At 59.2% G+C, this 19,213-nt stretch carries 11 protein-coding genes and 5 pseudogenes; 12 read left to right on the top strand and 4 right to left on the bottom strand.

Annotation, left to right across the window (positions count from 1 at the left end; genetic code table 11):
- Positions 1-13: 13 nt before the first annotated feature.
- The 4 genes and pseudogenes from EIO60_RS04410 (at position 14) to EIO60_RS04395 (ending at position 3,196) form a co-directional block, all read left to right on the top strand.
- Positions 14-1,165 (top strand): annotated as a pseudogene (locus tag EIO60_RS04410) (winged helix-turn-helix domain-containing protein).
- 106 nt (positions 1,166-1,271) lie between these two features.
- Positions 1,272-1,454, top strand: a complete 183-nt coding sequence (locus EIO60_RS04405) for a Trm112 family protein (protein ID WP_258576002.1) — start codon at positions 1,272-1,274, stop codon at positions 1,452-1,454.
- Complete coding sequence (kdsB, locus tag EIO60_RS04400) at positions 1,451-2,200, top strand: 3-deoxy-manno-octulosonate cytidylyltransferase (protein ID WP_258576001.1); 750 nt, start codon at positions 1,451-1,453, stop codon at positions 2,198-2,200. The genes EIO60_RS04405 and kdsB overlap by 4 nt, the downstream gene beginning before the upstream one ends.
- Positions 2,201-2,302: 102 nt before the next feature.
- A complete protein-coding gene (locus EIO60_RS04395; protein WP_258576000.1) occupies positions 2,303-3,196 on the top strand; it encodes a phosphotransferase in 894 nt (297 codons plus the stop codon).
- Here the strand turns inward: EIO60_RS04395 and elyC are convergent.
- Positions 3,176-3,951: pseudogene (gene elyC, locus EIO60_RS04390) on the bottom strand (envelope biogenesis factor ElyC). The gene EIO60_RS04395 and the pseudogene elyC sit on opposite strands and share 21 nt — an antisense overlap.
- Before the next feature lie 124 nt (positions 3,952-4,075).
- Here elyC and cmoM point away from each other — a divergent pair.
- The 7 genes and pseudogenes from cmoM to EIO60_RS04355 all read left to right on the top strand — a co-directional run bounded on the left by cmoM (position 4,076) and on the right by EIO60_RS04355 (position 14,150).
- Positions 4,076-4,861, top strand: coding sequence for a tRNA uridine 5-oxyacetic acid(34) methyltransferase CmoM (gene cmoM, locus EIO60_RS04385; protein ID WP_258575999.1), 786 nt, complete (start codon positions 4,076-4,078; stop codon positions 4,859-4,861).
- On the top strand, positions 4,858-6,180 hold the full coding sequence (gene mukF, locus EIO60_RS04380) for a chromosome partition protein MukF (RefSeq protein WP_258575998.1): 1,323 nt from the start codon (positions 4,858-4,860) through the stop codon (positions 6,178-6,180). Before cmoM ends, mukF begins: the two co-directional genes overlap by 4 nt.
- Positions 6,161-6,877 (top strand): chromosome partition protein MukE, encoded by a 717-nt coding sequence (gene mukE, locus EIO60_RS04375; protein WP_258575997.1) that lies wholly within the window; start codon positions 6,161-6,163, stop codon positions 6,875-6,877. Before mukF ends, mukE begins: the two co-directional genes overlap by 20 nt.
- A complete protein-coding gene (gene mukB / locus EIO60_RS04370) occupies positions 6,874-11,340 on the top strand; it encodes a chromosome partition protein MukB (RefSeq protein WP_258575996.1) in 4,467 nt (1,488 codons plus the stop codon). Before mukE ends, mukB begins: the two co-directional genes overlap by 4 nt.
- Positions 11,341-11,502: 162 nt before the next feature.
- Positions 11,503-13,074, top strand: a pseudogene (locus EIO60_RS04365) (L,D-transpeptidase family protein).
- Between the two features lie 188 nt (positions 13,075-13,262).
- A pseudogene (locus tag EIO60_RS04360) lies at positions 13,263-13,478 on the top strand (hypothetical protein); the annotation flags it as partial.
- Positions 13,479-13,520: 42 nt separating this feature from the next.
- Positions 13,521-14,150, top strand: coding sequence for an MBL fold metallo-hydrolase (locus tag EIO60_RS04355; RefSeq protein WP_258575995.1), 630 nt, complete (start codon positions 13,521-13,523; stop codon positions 14,148-14,150).
- Positions 14,151-14,192: 42 nt separating this feature from the next.
- Here the strand turns inward: EIO60_RS04355 and EIO60_RS04350 are convergent, their stop codons facing one another.
- The 3 genes from EIO60_RS04350 to asnS form a co-directional block, all read right to left on the bottom strand.
- Complete coding sequence (locus tag EIO60_RS04350) at positions 14,193-15,383, bottom strand: amino acid aminotransferase (protein WP_258575994.1); 1,191 nt, start codon at positions 15,381-15,383, stop codon at positions 14,193-14,195.
- A 209-nt stretch (positions 15,384-15,592) separates the two neighbouring features.
- Positions 15,593-16,687, bottom strand: coding sequence for a porin (locus EIO60_RS04345; protein WP_309484684.1), 1,095 nt, complete (start codon positions 16,685-16,687; stop codon positions 15,593-15,595).
- A gap of 303 nt (positions 16,688-16,990) precedes the next feature.
- Positions 16,991-18,391, bottom strand: a complete 1,401-nt coding sequence (gene asnS / locus EIO60_RS04340) for an asparagine--tRNA ligase (RefSeq protein ID WP_258575993.1) — start codon at positions 18,389-18,391, stop codon at positions 16,991-16,993.
- 701 nt (positions 18,392-19,092) lie between these two features.
- Here asnS and EIO60_RS16520 point away from each other — a divergent pair.
- A pseudogene (locus EIO60_RS16520) lies at positions 19,093-19,137 on the top strand (hypothetical protein); the annotation flags it as partial.
- Between the last annotated feature and the right edge of the window lie 76 nt (positions 19,138-19,213).

Below are 19,213 nucleotides of genomic sequence, written 5' to 3'. Positions count from 1 at the left end.
AGGCGGGCAGGGAATGAACAGGACGCTTTCGCTGCAACAGGCACGACACCTTCATCTGGCGGCGCAGGGACTGCTGCGTACGCCTGCCCGGCGCGCCCGCTACGCCGATCTGCTCGCCTGCATTCGACGCATGTCGCTGCTGCAAATCGACACAATTCATGTGGTGGCGCGCAGCCCTTACCTGTTGCTGTTCGGCCGCCTCGGCAGCGACCCCACGGGCTGGCTGGAGCATGTGCTGGCGCAGGGCGAACTCTTTGAATACTAGGGGCACGAGGCCTGCTTCGTGCCGTGCGAAGATTACCGTCTGCTGTGGCACTGCATGCTGGAGCCGGAACGGCTGGGCTGGAAATATAACGCCTAGTGGATGCGCGATCATCAGCAGGAGATCGCCGCGCTGCTGCAGCATATCAAGGAGCATAGGCCGGTTCGCGCCGCCGATTTCACCAGCGTCCAGCATCATAAGCCGGGCTGGTAGGCGTGGAAGCCGCACAAGCGCCATCTGGAAAACATCTTCAGCGCGGGCGAACTGATGGTCAGCGAGTGGCGTAATTTTCAACAGGTTTACGATCTGCACACGCGCGTGCTACAGGAATGGCAGGATGTGCTGCATGCCCTCAGCGAGGCGGACGCGCAGAGGGAGATGCTGCGCAACAGCGCACAGCTTAGGCATCTTTTGCGCCGCTTGGCTGCCGGCCTTCCTGCAGTACGCGCAGCAGGCGGGAGAGATCCTGCCAGTCGAGGTCGCCGAGCTAGGCGAGATGTGGCTACATCGCGATCTGCTGCCGCTGCGGGCGACCCACAGCGCGGTGCTGTCGCCGTTCGATCCGCTGGTCTGGGATCGCCGCCGCGCGCCGGAACTGTTTGGTTTCGACTACCGCTCGAATGCTATACGCCGGAGGCGACGCGGAAATATGGCTATTTCGTGCTGCCCGTGCTGCATCGCGGCGCAATCAAGGCGCGGCTGTATGTGCGCATGCTGCGCAAGTCGCGGCTGCTGTCGATCAAAAACGTCTGGCTGGAGCCGGACATGCGCGTCAGCGCCGCCTTTGCCAGGGATATCCAGCAGGCGATTAGCCGCTTCGCCGCGTGGCAGGAGGCGGAGCGCGTCAACTTTGAGCAGATGCCTGCTGCGCTGCAGCTGCTGCACTGGCCGCTCGATTCCTGAGTTTTGCGGTCTGCGCCGCAGATTCGTCGGCGCTTTCCGCGCACGCTGAAACACTGCGCTATGGTATTCTTAGCGCCTTACGCAATCGGTCCGTGATGGAGGATTTATGGATCACCGTTTACTTGAAATCGTTGCCTGCCCGGTATGCAACGGCAAGCTCTACTACAACAATACGCAGCAGGAGCTAATCTGTAAACCTGACGCGCTCGCCTTCCCGGTGCGCGACGGCATTCCGGTGCTGCTGGAAAACGAAGCGCGCACGCTCTCGGTCGAAGAGATCCATCCATGAGTTTCACGGCGATTATTCCTGCGCGCTATGCTTCAACACGGCTGCCCGGCAAACCGCTGGTCGATATCGCCGGTAAGCCGATGGTCGTACACGTAATGGAGCGGGCGCGTGAATCGGACGCGCAGCGCGTCATCGTCGCGACGGATCATCCTGACGTCAAGGCGGCGGTGGAAGCGGCCGGCGGCGAGGTCTGCATAACCCGCGCCGACCATCAGTCTGGCACCGAACGCCTGGCGGAGGTGATTGAGGCTTGCCGGTTCGCCGACGACGAAATCATCGTTAACGTGCAGGGCGACGAGCCGCAGATCCCGCCGGGAATCGTGCGGCAGGTAGCGGCAAATCTGGCCGGCGCGCAGGCGGGCATGGCGACGCTGGCAGTGCCGATTCACGATGCGGAAGAGGCCTTTAACCCGAACGCGGTGAAGGTGGTGATGGGCGCACAGGGCTACGCGCTCTATTTCTCCCGCGCCACCATTCCTTGGGACCGCGAGCGCTATGCCGCCTCGCGCGAGGCGATCGGCGACACGCTGCTGCGCCACATCGGCATCTACGCCTACCGCGCCGGTTTTATTCGTCGCTACGTCTCTTGGGCGCCATGTCCGCTGGAGCGTATCGAACTGCTGGAGCAGCTGCGCGTGCTCTGGTATGGCGAAAAGATTCACGTTGCCGTGGCGGAAACGGTGCCGGTCGTCGGCGTGGACACGCCTGAAGATCTGGCGCGCATACGCGCTGCTATGCAGGGCTGACGGCGTTGGGGAGGTCTCCCCGACGCTTTTATTGATCTGTTTCCCTGCTTCCGTCTGTGAAGGCCCTCAGGATGGTGTGACGTTTTTCCTTGAGGAGAATGCATGGAAAGTCTTAAATCTGAACTGTCGCTGGTGCTGGGCGAGACGGTCAGCCGACTCGAAACCATCAGCGAGCAGCCGTCGACGCGGCTGTATGCGCTCTATGACCGCCAGGACAAACCGATGCCGCTGGTAGCGAAATATTTCCGCTATCAGGGCCGCGCCGCGCTAGAGGCGAAAAAGCTGGCGCTGCTTGGCCATGAAGGGCTGATCAAGGTGCCGGCGGTCTATGGGCTGGTGCTGAGCCAGCAGCCGCCGGTGCATGAGATGCTGCTGATGGCGCGTCTGGAGGGCGTCTCGGCCGAAGCGCCCCCCCGCGACGCCGCCTGCCGGCAGCAGCTGTGCGAAGAGGTGGTGAAAGGGCTGCTGGCCTGGCATCGCATCAGCAGCCACGGCCTGGTCGGCACCGTCGACAGCACCCAGCAAAACAGCTGGCCCGCCTGGTTTCAGCAGCGCGTCGAGGTGCTGTGGTCAACCCTCAGCTATCTGCGACCGCTCGCCTTTACCCTTGCCGACCGGCAGATGCTGTTTCGCAGCCGCCAGCAGCTGGCGCGACTTTTCCGCGATTTTGACGATGCCTGCGTGATGCTGCACGGCAACCTGCGGCTGACCAGCCTGATTAAAAACGCGCGCAGCGATCAGCTGCTGGCGATGACGCAGCCCGGCACCATCCTGTGGGGGCCGCGTGAGTATGAGCTTATTCACCTCGGCGACACGCCCATGGAGCAGATGCTGTTGCAGCACTACCTGCAGTGCGCGCCGGTTTCTGAAGGCTTTCTCTGGCGACGCTGGCTTTACCAGCTCTGGGACTGCATCGACGAGCTGGTGCAGAATGGGCGATTCGATCGCCCGCGCTTCGACCGCGCCTGCGCGCAGCTACTTCCCTGGCTCGGCTGAAGGCTCGCTATCGCCCTTTAACCGCTGCCACGCCTGACCCAGCGTCTCATAGACCACGCGGTCGCTGTGGCTCAGCCAGAGCGGCGACGGGATGACGCGCTCCCACTAGTTAAGCGGTGAGCTGATCGCCAACTGGTTGGCGGGCGCGGCTATGGGCGCGAGCCCGGCAGCATGGAAGAACGTCAGCGCGCGCCATATGATTGGCGAAGGTGACCAGCAGGAAAGGCTGCTGCCCGACCACGCCGCGCACCGCGCCCGCATCCTGTTCAGTATCCTTCGGCCGATCCAGCACAATCATGCGATTTTCCGGCACGCCCAGGCTGGCGGCGACCGCCGCGTTGCTGACCGGATTCGCGCCGCCGGCGGCGCCGGTAAAAATCATTGTCGCCTCCTGATAGCGCCGCCACTGTCTGACGCCTTCGGCCACCCGCGGCAGGTTATTGCCGATAAGATTGGAGCTGGGCGCCCAGCCGGGATTAAAGGTATCGCCGTCGCCCAGCACCACGATATAATCGACCTTCTCCTCGCCGCTCCAGGTGGGATAGCGCGACTCCAGCGACTCCAGCGACTGCAGCAGGCGACCGGCTGCAGGCTCAGCAGCAACATAACAGCAGTGCCCAGCTGACGGAGACCACTATTTTGCCGCTTTTTTGCCAACGACCCGACCAAAGTAGCAAAATACCCGCCGCCATGATCAGCAGCAGCAGTAAAGACATCATCAGGCCGCCCACCAGCTTTTTCAGTGCAAAAAACATCGGCAAAACTCTCCTGTTGTCCGAAAAAACAGCAGCCGGAAAGGAAGAAGGGGATGAAAGGTTCATTCTTGTTGAGCCTGTGACAAAATAGCACAAGTCTGAGCGCAGCAAACCGGAGTCCACGATGCAGGATCGTAACTTCGACAATCTCGCGGAAAAATTTTCGCAAAATATTTACGGCACCACCAAGGCGTTCATGCGGCAGGCGATCCTCTGGGATGAGCTGGAGGCAATTCTGCTCACCCTCGGCACGGATCCACTGTGCGTGCTGGATGCCGGCGGCGGGCTGGGACGAATCTCCAGAGGGCTGGCGCAGCGCGGCCATCAAATTCTGCTGTGTGATCTCTCCGGCGAGATACTGCGCCGGGCGCGGCAGCATGCCGAGGCGCAGGGTGTGAGCGACCACATGCAATTCAGACAAATCGGCGCGCAGCAGGTGGGCGAGCATTTGGATACGCCGGTGGATCTGGTATTGTTTCACGCTGTGCTTGAGTGGGTCGCTGAGCCGGAGAAAGCGCTGCAGGCGCTGTTTGACGCGCTGCGTCCGGGCGGCGTGATGTTGCTGATGTTCTTTAACCGCAACAGTCTGGTGTTTCGCAATCTGACGCTGGGCAACTTCGGCTATCTGCGGGTCAATATGGTGAAGCAGAAAAAGCGCTCTCTGTCGCCGGACTTCCCGCGCGATCCTGAAGATGTCTACCGCTGGCTTACCGCATGCGGCTTTGAGATTGAGCAGCGCACCGGCGTGCGCGTCTTCAGCGACTACATGAAAGCCCCGCCGGCGGACGGCGGCGGCGATGCGAGCATTCTTGAGATGGAGCGGCGTTACTGCCGCCAGGAATCCTTTTTAAGCTTGGGACGCTATATCCACGTGACCGCGCGTAAACCAGGGCAGAAGGACGAACTATGAGTGAATTTTCCCAGACGGTACCCGAGCTGGTCAGCTGGGCGCGCAAAAATGACTTTTCCCTTGTGCTGCCGGTCGATCGTCTGGCCTTTTTGCTGGCCATCGCGACCCTCAACGGCGAGCGCATGGATGGCGAAATGAGAGAGGGTGAGCTGATCGACGCCTTTCATCACGTCAGCAAAGCGTTTGAACAAACCCATGAAACTGTCGTGGTGCGCGCCAACAACGCCATCAACGACATGGTGCGCCAGCGCCTGATCAACCGCTTCACCAGCGAGATGACGGAAGGGCAGGCCATTTACCGCCTGACGCCGCTGGCCATCGGCATCACCGACTACTACATCCGCCAGCGCGAGTTATCGACCCTGCGCCTGTCGGTGCAGCTGTCGATCGTGGCGGGCGAGCTGAAGCGCGCCGCGGACGCCGCGGAGGAAGATGGCGACGAGTTCCACTGGCATCGCAACGTCTTCGCGCAGTTGAAATATTCAGTGGCAGAGATCTTCGACAGCATCGACATGACGCAGCGTCTGATGGATGAACAGCAGCAGGCGGTCAAGCAGGATATCGCCGACCTGCTGAACAAAGACTGGCGCGCGGCTATCTCCAGTTGCGAAATGCTGCTGTCGGAAACCTCCGGCACGCTGCGCGAGCTGCAGGACACGCTGGAAGCGGCGGGCGACAAGCTGCAGGCCAACCTGCTGCGCATTCAGGACGCCACGCTCAGCAGTCCCGATCTCGGTTTTGTCGACAAGCTGGTGTTTGACCTGCAAAGCAAGCTCGACCGTATCATCAGCTGGGGCCAGCAGGCGATCGATCTCTGGATCGGCTACGACCGCCACGTGCACAAATTTATCCGAACCGCTATCGACATGGACAAGAACCGCGTCTTCGCGCAGCGCCTGCGCCAGTCGGTACAGAACTATTTCGACCAGCCTTGGGTGTTGACCTACGCCAACGCCGATCGCCTGTTCGACATGCGCGACGAAGACTTGACGCTGCGCAATGACGAGGTGATGGGCGAACTGCCCGCCGATCTGGAGTATGAAGAGTTCAACGAAATTTGCGAACAGCTGGCCGCCATGATCGAAGCGGCGCTGCAGAACTACAAATCCGAGCGCAAGCCGCTCAACCTCGCTACGGTGATGCGCGACTATCTCGCCCAGTATCCCTGGGTGCACCACTTCGATCTGGCGTGCATCGTCGTCGATCAGGCGGTGCGTCTCGGCGTGGCGGAAGCCGATTTAGCCGGTCTGCCCGCCGAGTGGCAGACCATTAATGATTACGGAGCCAAGGTGCAGGCACATGTCATCGACAAGTATTGAACAAGTGATGCCGCTTAGGCTGGCACAGGCACTGGCCAATCCGATTTTTCCCGCGCTCGACAGTCAGCTGCGCGCGGGCCGCCATGTCGGCATCGAAGAGCTGGACCAGCACGCTTTTCTGATGGATTACCAGACGTTCCTGGAGGAGTTTTACGCCCGCTACAACGTGGAGCTGATCCGCGCGCCAGAAGGTTTTTTCTATCTGCGCCCGCGCTCAACCACGCTGATCCCGCGCTCGGTGCTCCCCGAGCTGGATATGATGGTCGGCAAGCTGCTCTGCTATCTCTACCTCAGCCCGGAGCGCCTGGCGAACGAGGGCATTTTCACCCAGCAAGAGCTCTACGACGAGCTGCTGACGCTGGCGGATGAGAGCAAGCTGCTGAAGTTGGTGAACCAGCGCTCTACGGGCTCCGATCTCGACCGCGCTAGGCTGCAGGAGAAGATGCGCTCGTCGCTCAGCCGCCTGCGTCGTCTCGGCATGGTGTGGTTTATGGGCAACGACAGCAGCAAATTTCGCATCACCGAATCGGTCTTCCGCTTTGGCGCCGACGTGCGCAGAGGCGACGATCCGCATGAGGCGCAGCTGCGCCTGATCCGCGACGGCGAGGCGATGACGCTCGACAGCGTCATCGCTGCCAGCGAGCAGGATGATATTGACGGCGAAGCGAGTGACAGCGCGGAGGAAGAACAGGCGTGATTAAGCGCGGAAAATTTCGATCGCTTACCCTGATTAACTGGAACGGCTTTTTTGCCCGCACCTTTGATCTCGACAAGCTAGTCACTACCTTATCGGGCGGCAACGGGGCGGGAAAATCCACCACCATGGCCGCCTTCGTCACGGCGCTGATCCCCGATCTGACGCTACTGCACTTCCGTAACACTACGGAAGCGGGCGCCACCAGCGGCTCGTGTGACAAAGGCCTGCACGGCAAGCTGCGCGCCGGCGTCTGCTATGCGGTGCTCGACGTTATCAACTCGCGATACCAGCACGTGGTGGCGGGCGTGCGCCTGCAGCAGATAGCGGGCCGCGATAAAAAAGTCGACATCAAACCCTTCAGCATTCATGGCCTGCCGATGGAGAGCCAGCCGACTGACATGCTGACCGAGATCATGAACAGCCGCCAGGCGCGCGTGCTGCCGCTGAGCGAAGTCAAAGAGCGCGTCGAAGCGCATGAAGGAGTGCAGTTCCGCCAGTTCAGCTCGGTCACCGACTACCATGCGATGATGTTCGAGCACGGCATCGTGCCGCGCCGCCTGCGCTCCGCCGGCGACCGCAGCAAATTCTATCGCCTGATCGAGGCGTCGCTATACGGCGGCATTTCCAGCGCCATTACCCGCTCGCTACGCGACTACCTGCTGCCGGAAAACAGCGGCGTGCGCAAGGCGTTCCAGGATATGGAAGCGGCGCTGCGCGAAAACCGCATGACGCTAGAGGCAATCCGCGTCACCCAGTCAGATCGCGACCTGTTTAAGCACCTGATCTCCGAAGCGACCAGCTACGTGTCGGCGGACTATATGCTCCACGCCAACGAGCGCCGCATCCATCTCGACGGCGCCCTGCAGCTGCGCCGCGATCTGCTCACCAGCCGCAAACAGCTGGCTACCGAGCAGTATCGCCATATTGAAATGGCGTGCGAGCTTGCCGAACACGGCGGCGCGGAGAACGATCTGGAAGCGGATTATCAGGCGGCCAGCGACCATCTCAACTTGGTGCAAACTGCGATGCGCCAGCAGGAAAAAATCGCGCGCTACGAGGCTGACCTCGACGAGCTGACCATTCGTCTGGAAGAGCAGAACGAAGTGGTGGCGCAAGCACGCGAGGTGCAGGAAGAGAACGAAGTGCGCGCCGAGGCGGCGGAGCTGGAAGTAGACGAGCTGAAAAACCAGCTGGCCAATTTCCAGCAGGCGCTCGACGTGCAGCAGACGCGCGCCATCCAGTATCAGCAAGCGCTGCAGGCGCTGGAGCGCGCTCGCACCCTGTGCCAGCTACCGGATCTGACCAGCGATAACGCCGCCGAGTGGCTGGTGCGCTTCCAGGTAACGGAAGAGGAAGCGACGGATACCCTGCTGCGGATGGAGCAGAAGCTCAGCGTGGTGGAAGCGGCGCACAGCCAGTTTGAGCAGGCGCTGGCGCTGGTCACCAGCATCGCCGGCAACGTGCCGCGCCAGGACGCTTGGCAAACCGGCCGCGAGCTGTTGCGCGACGCTGCCAATCAGCGCCACTACGCCGACCAGCTTTCGTCGCTGCGCCTGCGCCTGAATGAGCTGGAGCAGCGCCTGCGCGAACAGCAGGAGGCCGAACGGCTGCTGGCGGAGTTTTGCAAGCGCCAGGGCGCGCACTACGACGCCGACGCGCTCGACGGACTGCATCACGAGCTGGAAGCGCAGATTGAGCAGCTGAGCGCTGGCGTCGCCGATGCCGGCGAGCGCCGCATGGCGATGCGCCAGGAGCTGGAGTCGCTGCGCGAACGCATCGCGGCGCTGACGGCGCGCGCGCCGCACTGGCTGGCGGCGCAGGAGATCCTCACCCAGCTCAGCGAGCAGACCGGCGAGGCGCTGGAAAACAGGCAGCATATTACCGAATACATGCAGCTACTGCTGGAGCGCGAGCGCGAAACCACCGTGGAGCGTGACGAAGTGGCGGCGCGCAAGCGCGACGTCGAGCGCCAGATCGAGCGCCTCAGCCAGCCTGGCGGCGCCGAAGATGCGCGCCTGACGCAGCTAGTGGAGCGCTTCGGCGGGGTGCTGCTGTCGGAAATCTACGACGACGTCACGCTGGAAGACGCTCCTTACTTCTCGGCGCTCTACGGCCCGTCGCGCCACGCTATCGTGGTACCCGAGCTTGCGCTGGTGCGCGAGCAGCTCGACGGCCTGGAAGAGTGTCCGGAAGATCTCTATCTGATCGAGGGGGATCCGCAGTCGTTCGACGACAGCGTGTTCGCCGTAGAGGAGCTGCAGGGCGCGGTCGTGGTGAAGGTTGCGGAGCGTCAGTGGCGCTACTCACGCTTCCCGAAAGTGCCGCTGTTTGGCCGCGCCGCGCGAGAAAACCAGCTGGAGCTACTGCATAACGAACGCGATCGCCTGGCGGAACGCTACGCCACACTCTCGTTCGACGTGCAGAAAACGCAGCGCCTGCACCAGTCCTTTAGCCGCTTTATCGGCAGCTATCTGGCGGTGGCGTTCGAAGAGGATCCAGAAGCGCAGATCCGTCAGCTCAACGCCCGCCGCGCCGAGCTGGAGCGCGCGCTGAACCAGCACGAAAGCGATAACCAGCAGCAGTGCCAGCAGTATGAGCAGGCGAAAGAGGGCGTGGCGCAGCTGAACCGCCTGCTGCCGCGCGTCAACCTGCTGCTGGACGATACGCTGGCCGGTCGCTGCGAAGAGATCTGCGAGCAGGTGGAAGAGGCGCAGGAGGCCACGCGCTTCCTGCATCAGCACGGCGCGAAGCTCAGCAGGCTCGAGTCGCTGATCGGCGTCTTGCAGAGCGACCCGGAACAGCACGAACAGCTGCAGGATGACTATCAGCAGGCGCAGCAGCAGCAGCGCGTCGCGCGCCAGCAGGCGTTCGCCCTGACGGAGGTGGTGCAGCGTCGCGCCCACTTCAGCTATGGCGACTCGGCGGGCATGCTGAACGGCAATAACGACCTCAGCGACAAGCTGCGTCGTCAGCTGGAGCAAGCGGAAGGGGAGCGCAGCCGCGCGCGCGAACGCCAGCGCGAAAACCGGGCGCAGATGACGCAGTACACTCAGGTACTGGCGTCGCTGAAAAGCTCCCACGACACCAAGCGCGATATGCTCAAAGAGCTGCTGCAGGAGATGCAAGATATAGGCGTGCACGCCGACGCCAGCGCGGAAGAGCGCGCGCGTATCCGCCGCGACGAGCTTCACGCCGCGCTGAGCCACAACCGCGCGCGTCGCAATCAGCTGGAGAAGCAGCTCACCTTCGGCGAAGCGGCGATGGAGAACCTGCAGAAGCAGCTGCGCGTGCTGGAACGCGACTATCATCGCATGCGCGAGCAGGTGGTCAGCGCCAAAGCGGGCTGGTGCGCCGTGCTGCGCCTGGTGAAAGAGAACGGCGTCGAGCGCCGTCTGCATCGTCGCGAGCTGGCTTACCTGTGCGGCAACGAGCTGCGTTCCATGTCCGATAAGGCGCTGGGCGCGCTGCGTCTCGCGGTGGCGGATAATGAACACCTACGCGACGTGCTGCGGCTATCGGAAGATCCCAAACGGCCGGAGCGCAAGATCCAGTTCTTTATCGCCGTCTGTCAGCATCTGCGCGAGCGTATCCGCCAGGATATCATTCGCACTGACGACCCAGTGGAGGCGATCGAGCAGATGGAGATCGAGCTTAACCGCCTGACCGAAGAGCTGACAGCGCGCGAGAAGACGCTGGCGATCAGTTCGCGCAGCGTTTCTAACATCATTCGCAAAACAATTCAGCGCGAGCAGAACCGCATTCGCCAGCTGAACCAGGGCCTGCAGATGGTGAGCTTCGGCCAGGTACGCAGCGTGCGTCTCAACGTCAACGTGCGCGAGGCGCACGCCACGCTGCTGGATACCCTGTCGGAAGAGCATGAGCAGCATCAGGACCTCTTCAACAGCAGCCGCCTGACCTTCTCCGAAGCGCTGGCGAAGCTCTATCAGCGCCTGAACCTGCAGATCGATATGGGACAGCGCACGCCGCAAACCATCGGTGAAGAGCTGCTCGACTACCGCAACTATCTGGAGATGGAGGTGGAGGTCAACCGCGGATCCGACGGCTGGCAGCGCGCCGAGAGCGGGGCGCTCTCCACCGGCGAGGCGATCGGCACCGGGATGTCGATTCTGGTGATGGTGGTGCAGAGCTGGGAAGAGGAGGCGCGTCGCCTGCGCGGCAAGGATATCTCGCCCTGTCGTCTGCTGTTCCTCGATGAGGCGGCGCGACTTGATTCGCGCTCAATCGCCACGCTGTTCGAACTGTGCGAGAGGCTGGATATGCAGCTGGTGATCGCGGCACCGGAAAATATCAGCCCGGAGAAAGGCACTACCTACAAGCTGATGCGTAAGGTATTCAACGATACGGAACACGTCCACGTTGTCGGCCTGCGTGGTTTCTCTGCCGACGCCGCGCCAACGCGCCGCGACAGCAAGGCGGAAGCCCCGCTGGAAGAGGAAAACTAGCAGGCGTAATCTGGTCAAGGTTTACCGCTTTGGGTAATCTGTTAACGTCATTTGTCCTGTGAGGCAAATGCCGTTTTTTATTCATATACTCAGAACAGAAGTAGCAGCCCAGTTGCAGCGTATACAGAAAACGCTACGTGGTAAATAAATGAGGGGGCAGGGATGTTGCTGACCAATAAAACGCATCAATATGTATTTTCTCTGCTGGCGCTCGCGCTGGCCTTTTCGCCGCTGCAGCTTACGCAGGCAGCGGTGATTGCAGCACTACCCGGCACCTATTCAACGGCTGTTTCGGTCAGCGAGAGTCAACAGTGGCTGCGCCAGGCGTTTGCCGGCAAAGAGCAGCCTTTTTATCTCGCCTCGCTGTACGCGGCGCACAATATCCAGCCGATGTGACAGGATCACGCCGCCGTGCAGCAGTTCCAGCAGCAGCTGGCGGAAGTCGCGATGTCGGGCGTTCACCGTGCTCAGCGACGCCATGCTGGGCTATCTGCAGTTCGTCTCCAGCGTGCCGACGCAGGGCGAAAGCTGGTTTTACAACAATGTGCCCTACAAGCTGGCGCAGCCGTCGGTATATGCGCCGATGAGTGCCGTGCTGAGACAGCTGCTGGCTGATACCCGACCTTGGCCGCAGTTGAAGAACCGCGAGACGCTGCACCCGGGTCAGGTCAGCGACGACGTGCCCGCGCTGCGTGAAATTTTACGTCGCAACGGCATGTTGTCGGCCCAGATCGCCGCGCCGATGCCGGCGGATGACGCGGTGCCGACTGCACAGGTTCCCGTCAGCCAGAGCACGCAGCCCACGGCAGTCAGCCTTTCCACCGCCAGCGTCAGCGACTTGGCGCCGCAGACGCCGCAGGTCACAGGCAGCGTGCAGAAAGCGTCGGCGGACAGAGGCCACAATAATGTCTACGACGCCACGCTGGTGGAGGCGGTAAAACGCTTTCAGCAGTGGCAGGAACTGGGGACAACGCCATCGGGGCGCGCACCCGCGAATGGCTTAACGCGACGCCGTAGATGCGCGCTGCGCTGTTGGCACTGAATATCCAGCGCCTGCTGCCGGACGATATGCATAACGGCATTATGGTGAATATTCTCAACTTCTCGCTGACTAAAGGCAGCAAAATTCTGTCGTCGCGCGTGATTGTTGGTCGTCCCGATCGCAAAACGCCGCTGATGCGCAGCGCCCTGAACAACGTGGTGCTTAATCCGCCGTGGAACGTGCCCACCACGCTGGTGTGGCAGGATATTATTCCCAAGGTGAAGCAGGATCCAGACTACCTCTAGCATGATTGACTGGAGTATGGTTTCCACTTCCTCACTCCCCTATCGCCTGTGTCGGGCACCGGGCAACATGAACTCGCTGGGCCGCTATAAGTTCAATATGCCAAGTTCAGACGCGATTTATCTGTATGATACGCCAACCATGCGCTGTTCCATCGCGATATCCGCACGCTTAGTTCCGGCTGCGTGCGCGTCAACAAGGCGTCGGAGCTGGCGGGACTGCTGCTGTAGGATGCGGGCTGGAATGACTCGCGCATCTCGGATCAGCTCAAACAGGGCGATACGCGCTATGTGCTGATCCGCCATCGCATCCCGGTTAATCTTTACTATCTCACCGCCTGGGTGGCAGATGACGGCAAGCCGCAGTTCCAAACAGATATTTACAATTACGATAACCCAGTTCGTTCCGGCAGCCAGGTTCTGACCCGCGCCGGCCAACTGTTACTCTAACCGTTGATTTTCCACCGCTGTTTCGCACGCTCCGGCGTGCGATACGCCTTCCAGAATGGCGATCCCGACCGGGATCGCCGCACAAACTTTTCTACGGCGGGTTGACGCCGTTCAGACTGGCGGTTATGGTGCGGCCTTGTGCGGTTTTTGCACATTTCGTTGGCTTTAATCTCAGGTAACCGTTTTTCATGTCCAGTTTTAACTTAACACGTCGCAAATTGCTTCTTGGCGGAACGGCTGCGGCCGGGATGGCGTTGCTGCCCAACGTGGCCATGGCCTCGCTTCCAACGTCGCGTCCGCGGGTGCTGACGCTCAGCAATCTTCACACCGGTGAAACCCTTAAAACTGAGTTTTTTAATGGCAAAACGTACGATAAAATTGATACCGAGCCGCTCAGGCACTGGTGACGACGCCGGCAACGCTGCGTGCGTCGGTCATGGAGCATTATGAACTACCACACTATTCCTGTTACCGCCTTTGCGCAGAACTGTTCCGTTATCTGGTGTGAAGCGACCCGCGACGCCGCGCTAGTCGATCCCGGCGGCGAAGCGGAAAAAATTATCCAGACGCTGCAGCAGCTGGCGTTAACGCCCTCGCAGATCCTGCTGACGCATGGCCATCTGGATCACGTGGGCGCGGCGGCAGAGCTTGCCGCGCACTATCAGGCGACTATCGTCGGGCCGCACAAGCTGGACGCCTTTTGGCTGGAAGCGCTGCCGACGCAAAGCCGCATGTTTGGTCTGGCAGAGTGCGCCTCTTTTACGCCGGATCTCTGGCTGGAAGAGGGCGACAGCGTGCAGGTGGGCGAGGTCAGCCTTGAGGTGCTACATACGCCGGGCCATACCCCTGGCCATATCGTGTTCTTCGATCGCGTGGGACGCCTGCTGGTTTCCGGGGATGTGATCTTCAACGGCGGCGTCGGCCGCAGTGATTTCCCGCAGGGCAGCCATGCGGCTCTTATCGCCTCTATTAAAGAGAAGCTATTGCCACTGGGTGACGATGTGACCTTTCTACCTGGCCACGGCAGCCTGTCGACGCTGGGACGCGAGCGTATCAGCAATCCTTTCCTGCAATGAAAAAATGGGCCGTAATGGCCCATTTTGCTTTTCGCTGCCCGCTTACAGTACCGCGACAATCGCCTCGCACAGCGCCGACATATTGTCCGGCGTCATACCCGCCACGTTGACACGGCCCGAATTCACGGCATAGACGCCAAACTCTTTCTGCAGGCGGACAACCTGATCTTTGGTCAGCCCGCTAAAGGAGAACATGCCGTTCTGCTGGATAATAAAGCTGAAATCGCGCGCGGCGCCTTTCTCTGCTAGCGTATTGACGAACAGCTGACGCATACGCTGAATGCGCTGACGCATATCGGTCAGCTCCTGCTCCCAGATAGTGCGCAGCGCCTGATTGCTGAGAATGGTCGCCACCACCGCGGCGCCGTGCGCCGGCGGGTTGGAGTAGTTGGCGCGGATAGTGTACTTCACCTGGCTGAACGCGGTTTCCGCCGTCGTGGCATCGGCGGCGACCAGCGTAATGGCGCCTACGCGCTCGTTATAGAGGCCGAAGTTTTTCGAGTAGGAGCTGGCAACAATCAGCTCCTGATGCGCGGCGGCGAAGATGCGTAGCCCCTCTGCATCCTCATTCAGGCCGCGGGCGAACCCCTGATAGGCGAAGTCGAACAGCGGCAGCCAGCCTTTCGCCAGCGAGAGCTGCGCCAGCTGGTTCCACTGCTCTACGGTCGGATCGATGCCGGTGGGGTTGTGGCAGCAGCCGTGGAACAGCACCACGTCGCCCGCTTTGGCTTCCTGCAGCGCGGCCAGCATGCCGTCAAAGTCGAGCGGATACTGTTCCGCATCGTAATAGGCGTATTCGCATACTTCCAGACCGGCGGCGTTGAACACGTTCTTATGGTTCGGCCAGCTAGGATTGCTCACCCAGACGCGCCTGACGCCGGTTTGCGCAGCCAGAAAATCGGCTGCAACGCGCAGCGCGCCGGTGCCGCCCGGCGTCTGCGCGGCGCGCACGCGGCCTGTGGCGATCAGCGAGCTCTCTGCGCCAAACAGCAGTTCTTGGGTGCAGCGCGCAAAATCGGCTAGGCCATCAATGCTGAGGTAGTTTTTTGTTGTTTCGTTTTCCAGCAGATACTGCTCCGCTTTTTTAACACTGGTCAGTACCGGCGTGTTGCCGGTTTCGTCTTTATAGACGCCGATGCCGAGGTTGATTTTGTGCGGGCGATCGTCGGCGCGAAACAGATCGGCCAGACCAAGGATGGGATCGGCCGGTGCCGCAGAGATAGATTCAAACATGAGTCGTGTCCAGTAGAGAGAACTTTAACGAAATGAGTCCTCAGGTTAGCGTCATCGCCGCGCATTGCCAACCGTTTAGGTGAAATATCGTCGGCGAGGCGCCCGCACGTAAACGCGTGGTAGCGCATCGGGGCGCGAAATGGCCCGCGGAGGCGGATGTCAGGCATAAAAAAACGGAGCCTCGGCTCCGTTTTTCTGTGACGCGTAACTTAGAACTGGTAAACCAAGCCTACGGCTAAGGTGTCGCCGGTGTTCAGACCCAGGCTTTTGTCGTAATCCAGCTGGTTGATCTGGTAGTCAATGTAGGTCGACATGTTTTTGTTGAAGTAGTAGGTAGCGCCCACGTCAATGTATTTGACTAGGTCAGCATCGCCCACACCTTCGATGTATTTGCCTTTAGACTGCACGTAGGCGATAGACGGACGCAGACCGGAGTCGAACTGATACTGTGCAACCAGCTCGATGTTCTGCGCTTTGTTAGCGAAAGAAGTGGTGCTGTCAGTAGTAGTGAGGGTGAACGGTGTAGAGTTACGGGTTTCACCGTAGTAAGCCGCCAGGTGTAAGTTGTTAGCGTCATACTTAATAGCCGTACCCCAGTTTTCAGCGTGTTTGCCCTGACCAACCATGTCGCCGATGCTGTCAGCCACGCCAGCCGACTGCTCATAGGTACGCTCGCTGTTGCTGTATGCGCCTACAATACCTAGGCCGATTGGCGAGGTGTAGGAGGTTGACAGGCCCCAGCCGTCGCCGTTGGCGCTACGAATGCCGGTACGTTTATTTTGGAACTGATACTGAGCCGCAAAGTCCCAGCCATCCACCAGGCCGAAGAAATCTTTGTTGCGGTAGGTCAGCAGGTCGGCGCTGCGACCGTTCATGAAGTTGTCTGAGTAGCCAGAGTTGCCGCCGAATTCCGGCAGTATGTCGGTCCAGCTGATAGCGTCGTACACCACGCCGTAGTTACGGCCGTAGTCGATTGAGCCTGCGTTGCCGAATTTCAGACCGGCGAAGCCCAGAAGGGTACGGTTGCCGTTCTGCGTATCAGAACCTTCAGAGTTGTTGGCCTGAACGTTGTATTCCCACTGACCGTAACCGGTCAGCTGGTCGTTAATCTGGGTTTCACCCTTGAAGCCAAAATGTACGTAACTTTTGTCGTCGTCGTCAATAGAGAGGTAGTGCAGACCAGCAGCTTTACCGTACAGGTCAAGTTTGTTGCCGTCTTTGTTATAAATTTCTATTGCTGCGTTTGCTGTGCCGGCAGCTAGCAGAGCAGGGATAACCACTGCAAGAATGTTGCGCTTCATCATTATTTATTACCCTCAATTAGAGTTTATTCGGACACCTGCCACTGCCGTCAAGAAACCGTTACGGAACCCTGAAAGAAGTTTGGTGCCTTCCTGTATCTGCACGCATCTTTCCATCACAAAGCAGGATATGCCACACGGAAAATGCTACTTAACTCGCAATATTGTTTCAAAAGAAAATTCATATTACAACCTGTAAGTATGGCGGAACTTTGTGAGAGAACTCAAAATTTACAAAAATAAAAAGAGGCCGACAGGTTCGGCCTCTTTAATATATATGAGTTTCTTATAATTAATTAGGACATATTAGAAATTCGCATTGCGCGGCGTGCGCGGGAAAGGGATAACGTCTCTTACATTTTGTACGCCAGTGACATAGGCGATTAAACGTTCAAAGCCGAGACCAAAACCTGAATGCGGAACGGTGCCGTATCGACGCAGGTCGCGATACCACCAGTAATCTTCTTTATTTAGGCCCATCTCTTCCAGACGCGTGTCCAGCACATCGAGGCGCTCTTCGCGCTGCGAGCCGCCGATGATTTCGCCGATGCCCGGCGCCAGCACGTCCATCGCTGCCACGGTTTTCTGGTCGTCGTTAAGACGCATATAAAACGCTTTGATATCTTTCGGATAGTTTTTCACTACCACCGGCGCCTTGAAGTGCTGCTCGGCAAGGTAGCGCTCGTGCTCAGAGGAGAGGTCGATGCCCCAGGAAACAGGGTTTTCAAAGGTCTGGCCGCAGTTTTCCAGAATGGTGATGGCGTCGGTGTAATTCACCTGCGCAAAGTCGGTGGAGATAAAGCGCTGCAGGCGATCTACCACCTCTTTATCCACGCGCTCGGCAAAGAAGGCCATATCGTCGGCGCGCTCGTCCAGTACCGTTTTAAAGACATACTTCAGCATCGCTTCGGCGAGCGCGGCGGCGTCGTCCAGCGTGGCGAATGCGATTTCCGGCTCCAACATCCAGAACTCCGCCAGATGGCGGCTGGTATTGGAGTTTTCTGCGCGGAAGGTCGGGCCGAAGGTGTAGATCTTCGACAGCGCGCAGGCGTAGGTTTCGCCGTTGAGCTGACCGGATACGGTCAGGAACGCCTCTTTGCCGAAGAAATCTTCGTTAAAGTCGACGGCGCCCTGCGGGGTGCGCGGCAGGTTTTCCAGATCCAGCGTCGAGACGCGGAACATTGCGCCGGCACCTTCGGTATCGGAGGAGGTAATCAGCGGCGTTGAGACCCAGAAATAGCCGTTCTCATGGAAAAAGCGATGCAGCGTCTGCGCCAGGGTATGACGCACGCGCGCCACGGCGCCGATCAGATTGGTGCGCGGACGCAGGTGCGCCACTTCGCGCAGGTATTCGATGCTGTGGCGTTTCGCCGCCATCGGATAGGTGTCGGGATCGACCACCCAGCCGGTCACTTTCACGCGCGTTACCTGGATCTCAAACGCCTGGCCCTGGCCCGGCGAGGCCACGACGGTTCCAGTCACGATCACTGAACAGCCGGTGGTCAGGTGCAGCACTTCATCCTGATAATTATTCAGAGAATTATTGACGACAGCCTGAACGGGATTAAAGCAGGAACCGTCATAAACGGCAACAAAGGAAAGACCGGCTTTTGAATCTCTTCGGGTACGCACCCAACCACGTACGGTGACTTCGCTGTCAACCGCGACGCGACCGTGCAGTACGTCCGCTACAGGCACTACGCTCATAAATATCTCTATATATAGAAGAAGTGAGTTTATACAGTTCCCCAGACCGGAGTGTTGCTATGTTACTTGCGAGTCGCAAGGAAACAAGCAAAATTTCGGCGGGGCGGCAGATTTATCATAGCAGAAGCGGGGCGCGCTAACGCTCCGATGTGGAGACTTACCTAAAGTGATCCAATAGGTATAACGGGAATATCCGGGAATTCGCGGGATCTGGTGGGATAAAAACTAAGTAAATCAGGAGGTAATTCTCAAGTTGGCGTAATTTTAATCAATGTTACATTGGAGCTGCAAAGTGATCCATTTAATAGCTAAAAGATAAAATTAAGCAAACAAACTGATCCATGTAAAATCGTCTCAAACTATCTTCAAAACACATTCAAACTACCTTTAGTGGTAATTTTTCTTGTTCCTTTCGGTGATCATTGAGCCATTTTTTTGCTAAAATCGTGTTGCTAGCCGATGGATAATATCAGCCAGCTTCCTTTTTATGCTGGCTAACAGGTTGATTTATCGTATCTTTACTATATTCCTCGTCAATACCATACCTCTGTAAAATCTCTCTGCGTTGTTCCGCAGTCAGCTTATCTAGTATCTTGGCTGTATTAATTGAGCTCTGAGATATGTGATAGCTAAAAGATTCTGATTGATGGAAGTGACCGGCGCGCGTCTACGGCTACAAATCGACACCTCGCGCCGCCACGCTGGAATGCAAATTTCCGGCACGGGGTGATCTGAGCGTGGATGTCATCAACGGCTGGTACGATGTGACGCTGGAGTTTGAAGCCGATTCCGGCGCAACGCACTATGATGACCAACGCCTGG

The organism is Candidatus Pantoea persica (assembly GCF_013753875.1).
Classification (GTDB): Bacteria; Pseudomonadota; Gammaproteobacteria; order Enterobacterales; family Enterobacteriaceae; genus Pantoea; species Pantoea persica.
The sequence above is the reverse complement of the archived record's forward strand: the minus strand, read 5'-3'. Positions and strand labels throughout refer to the sequence as shown.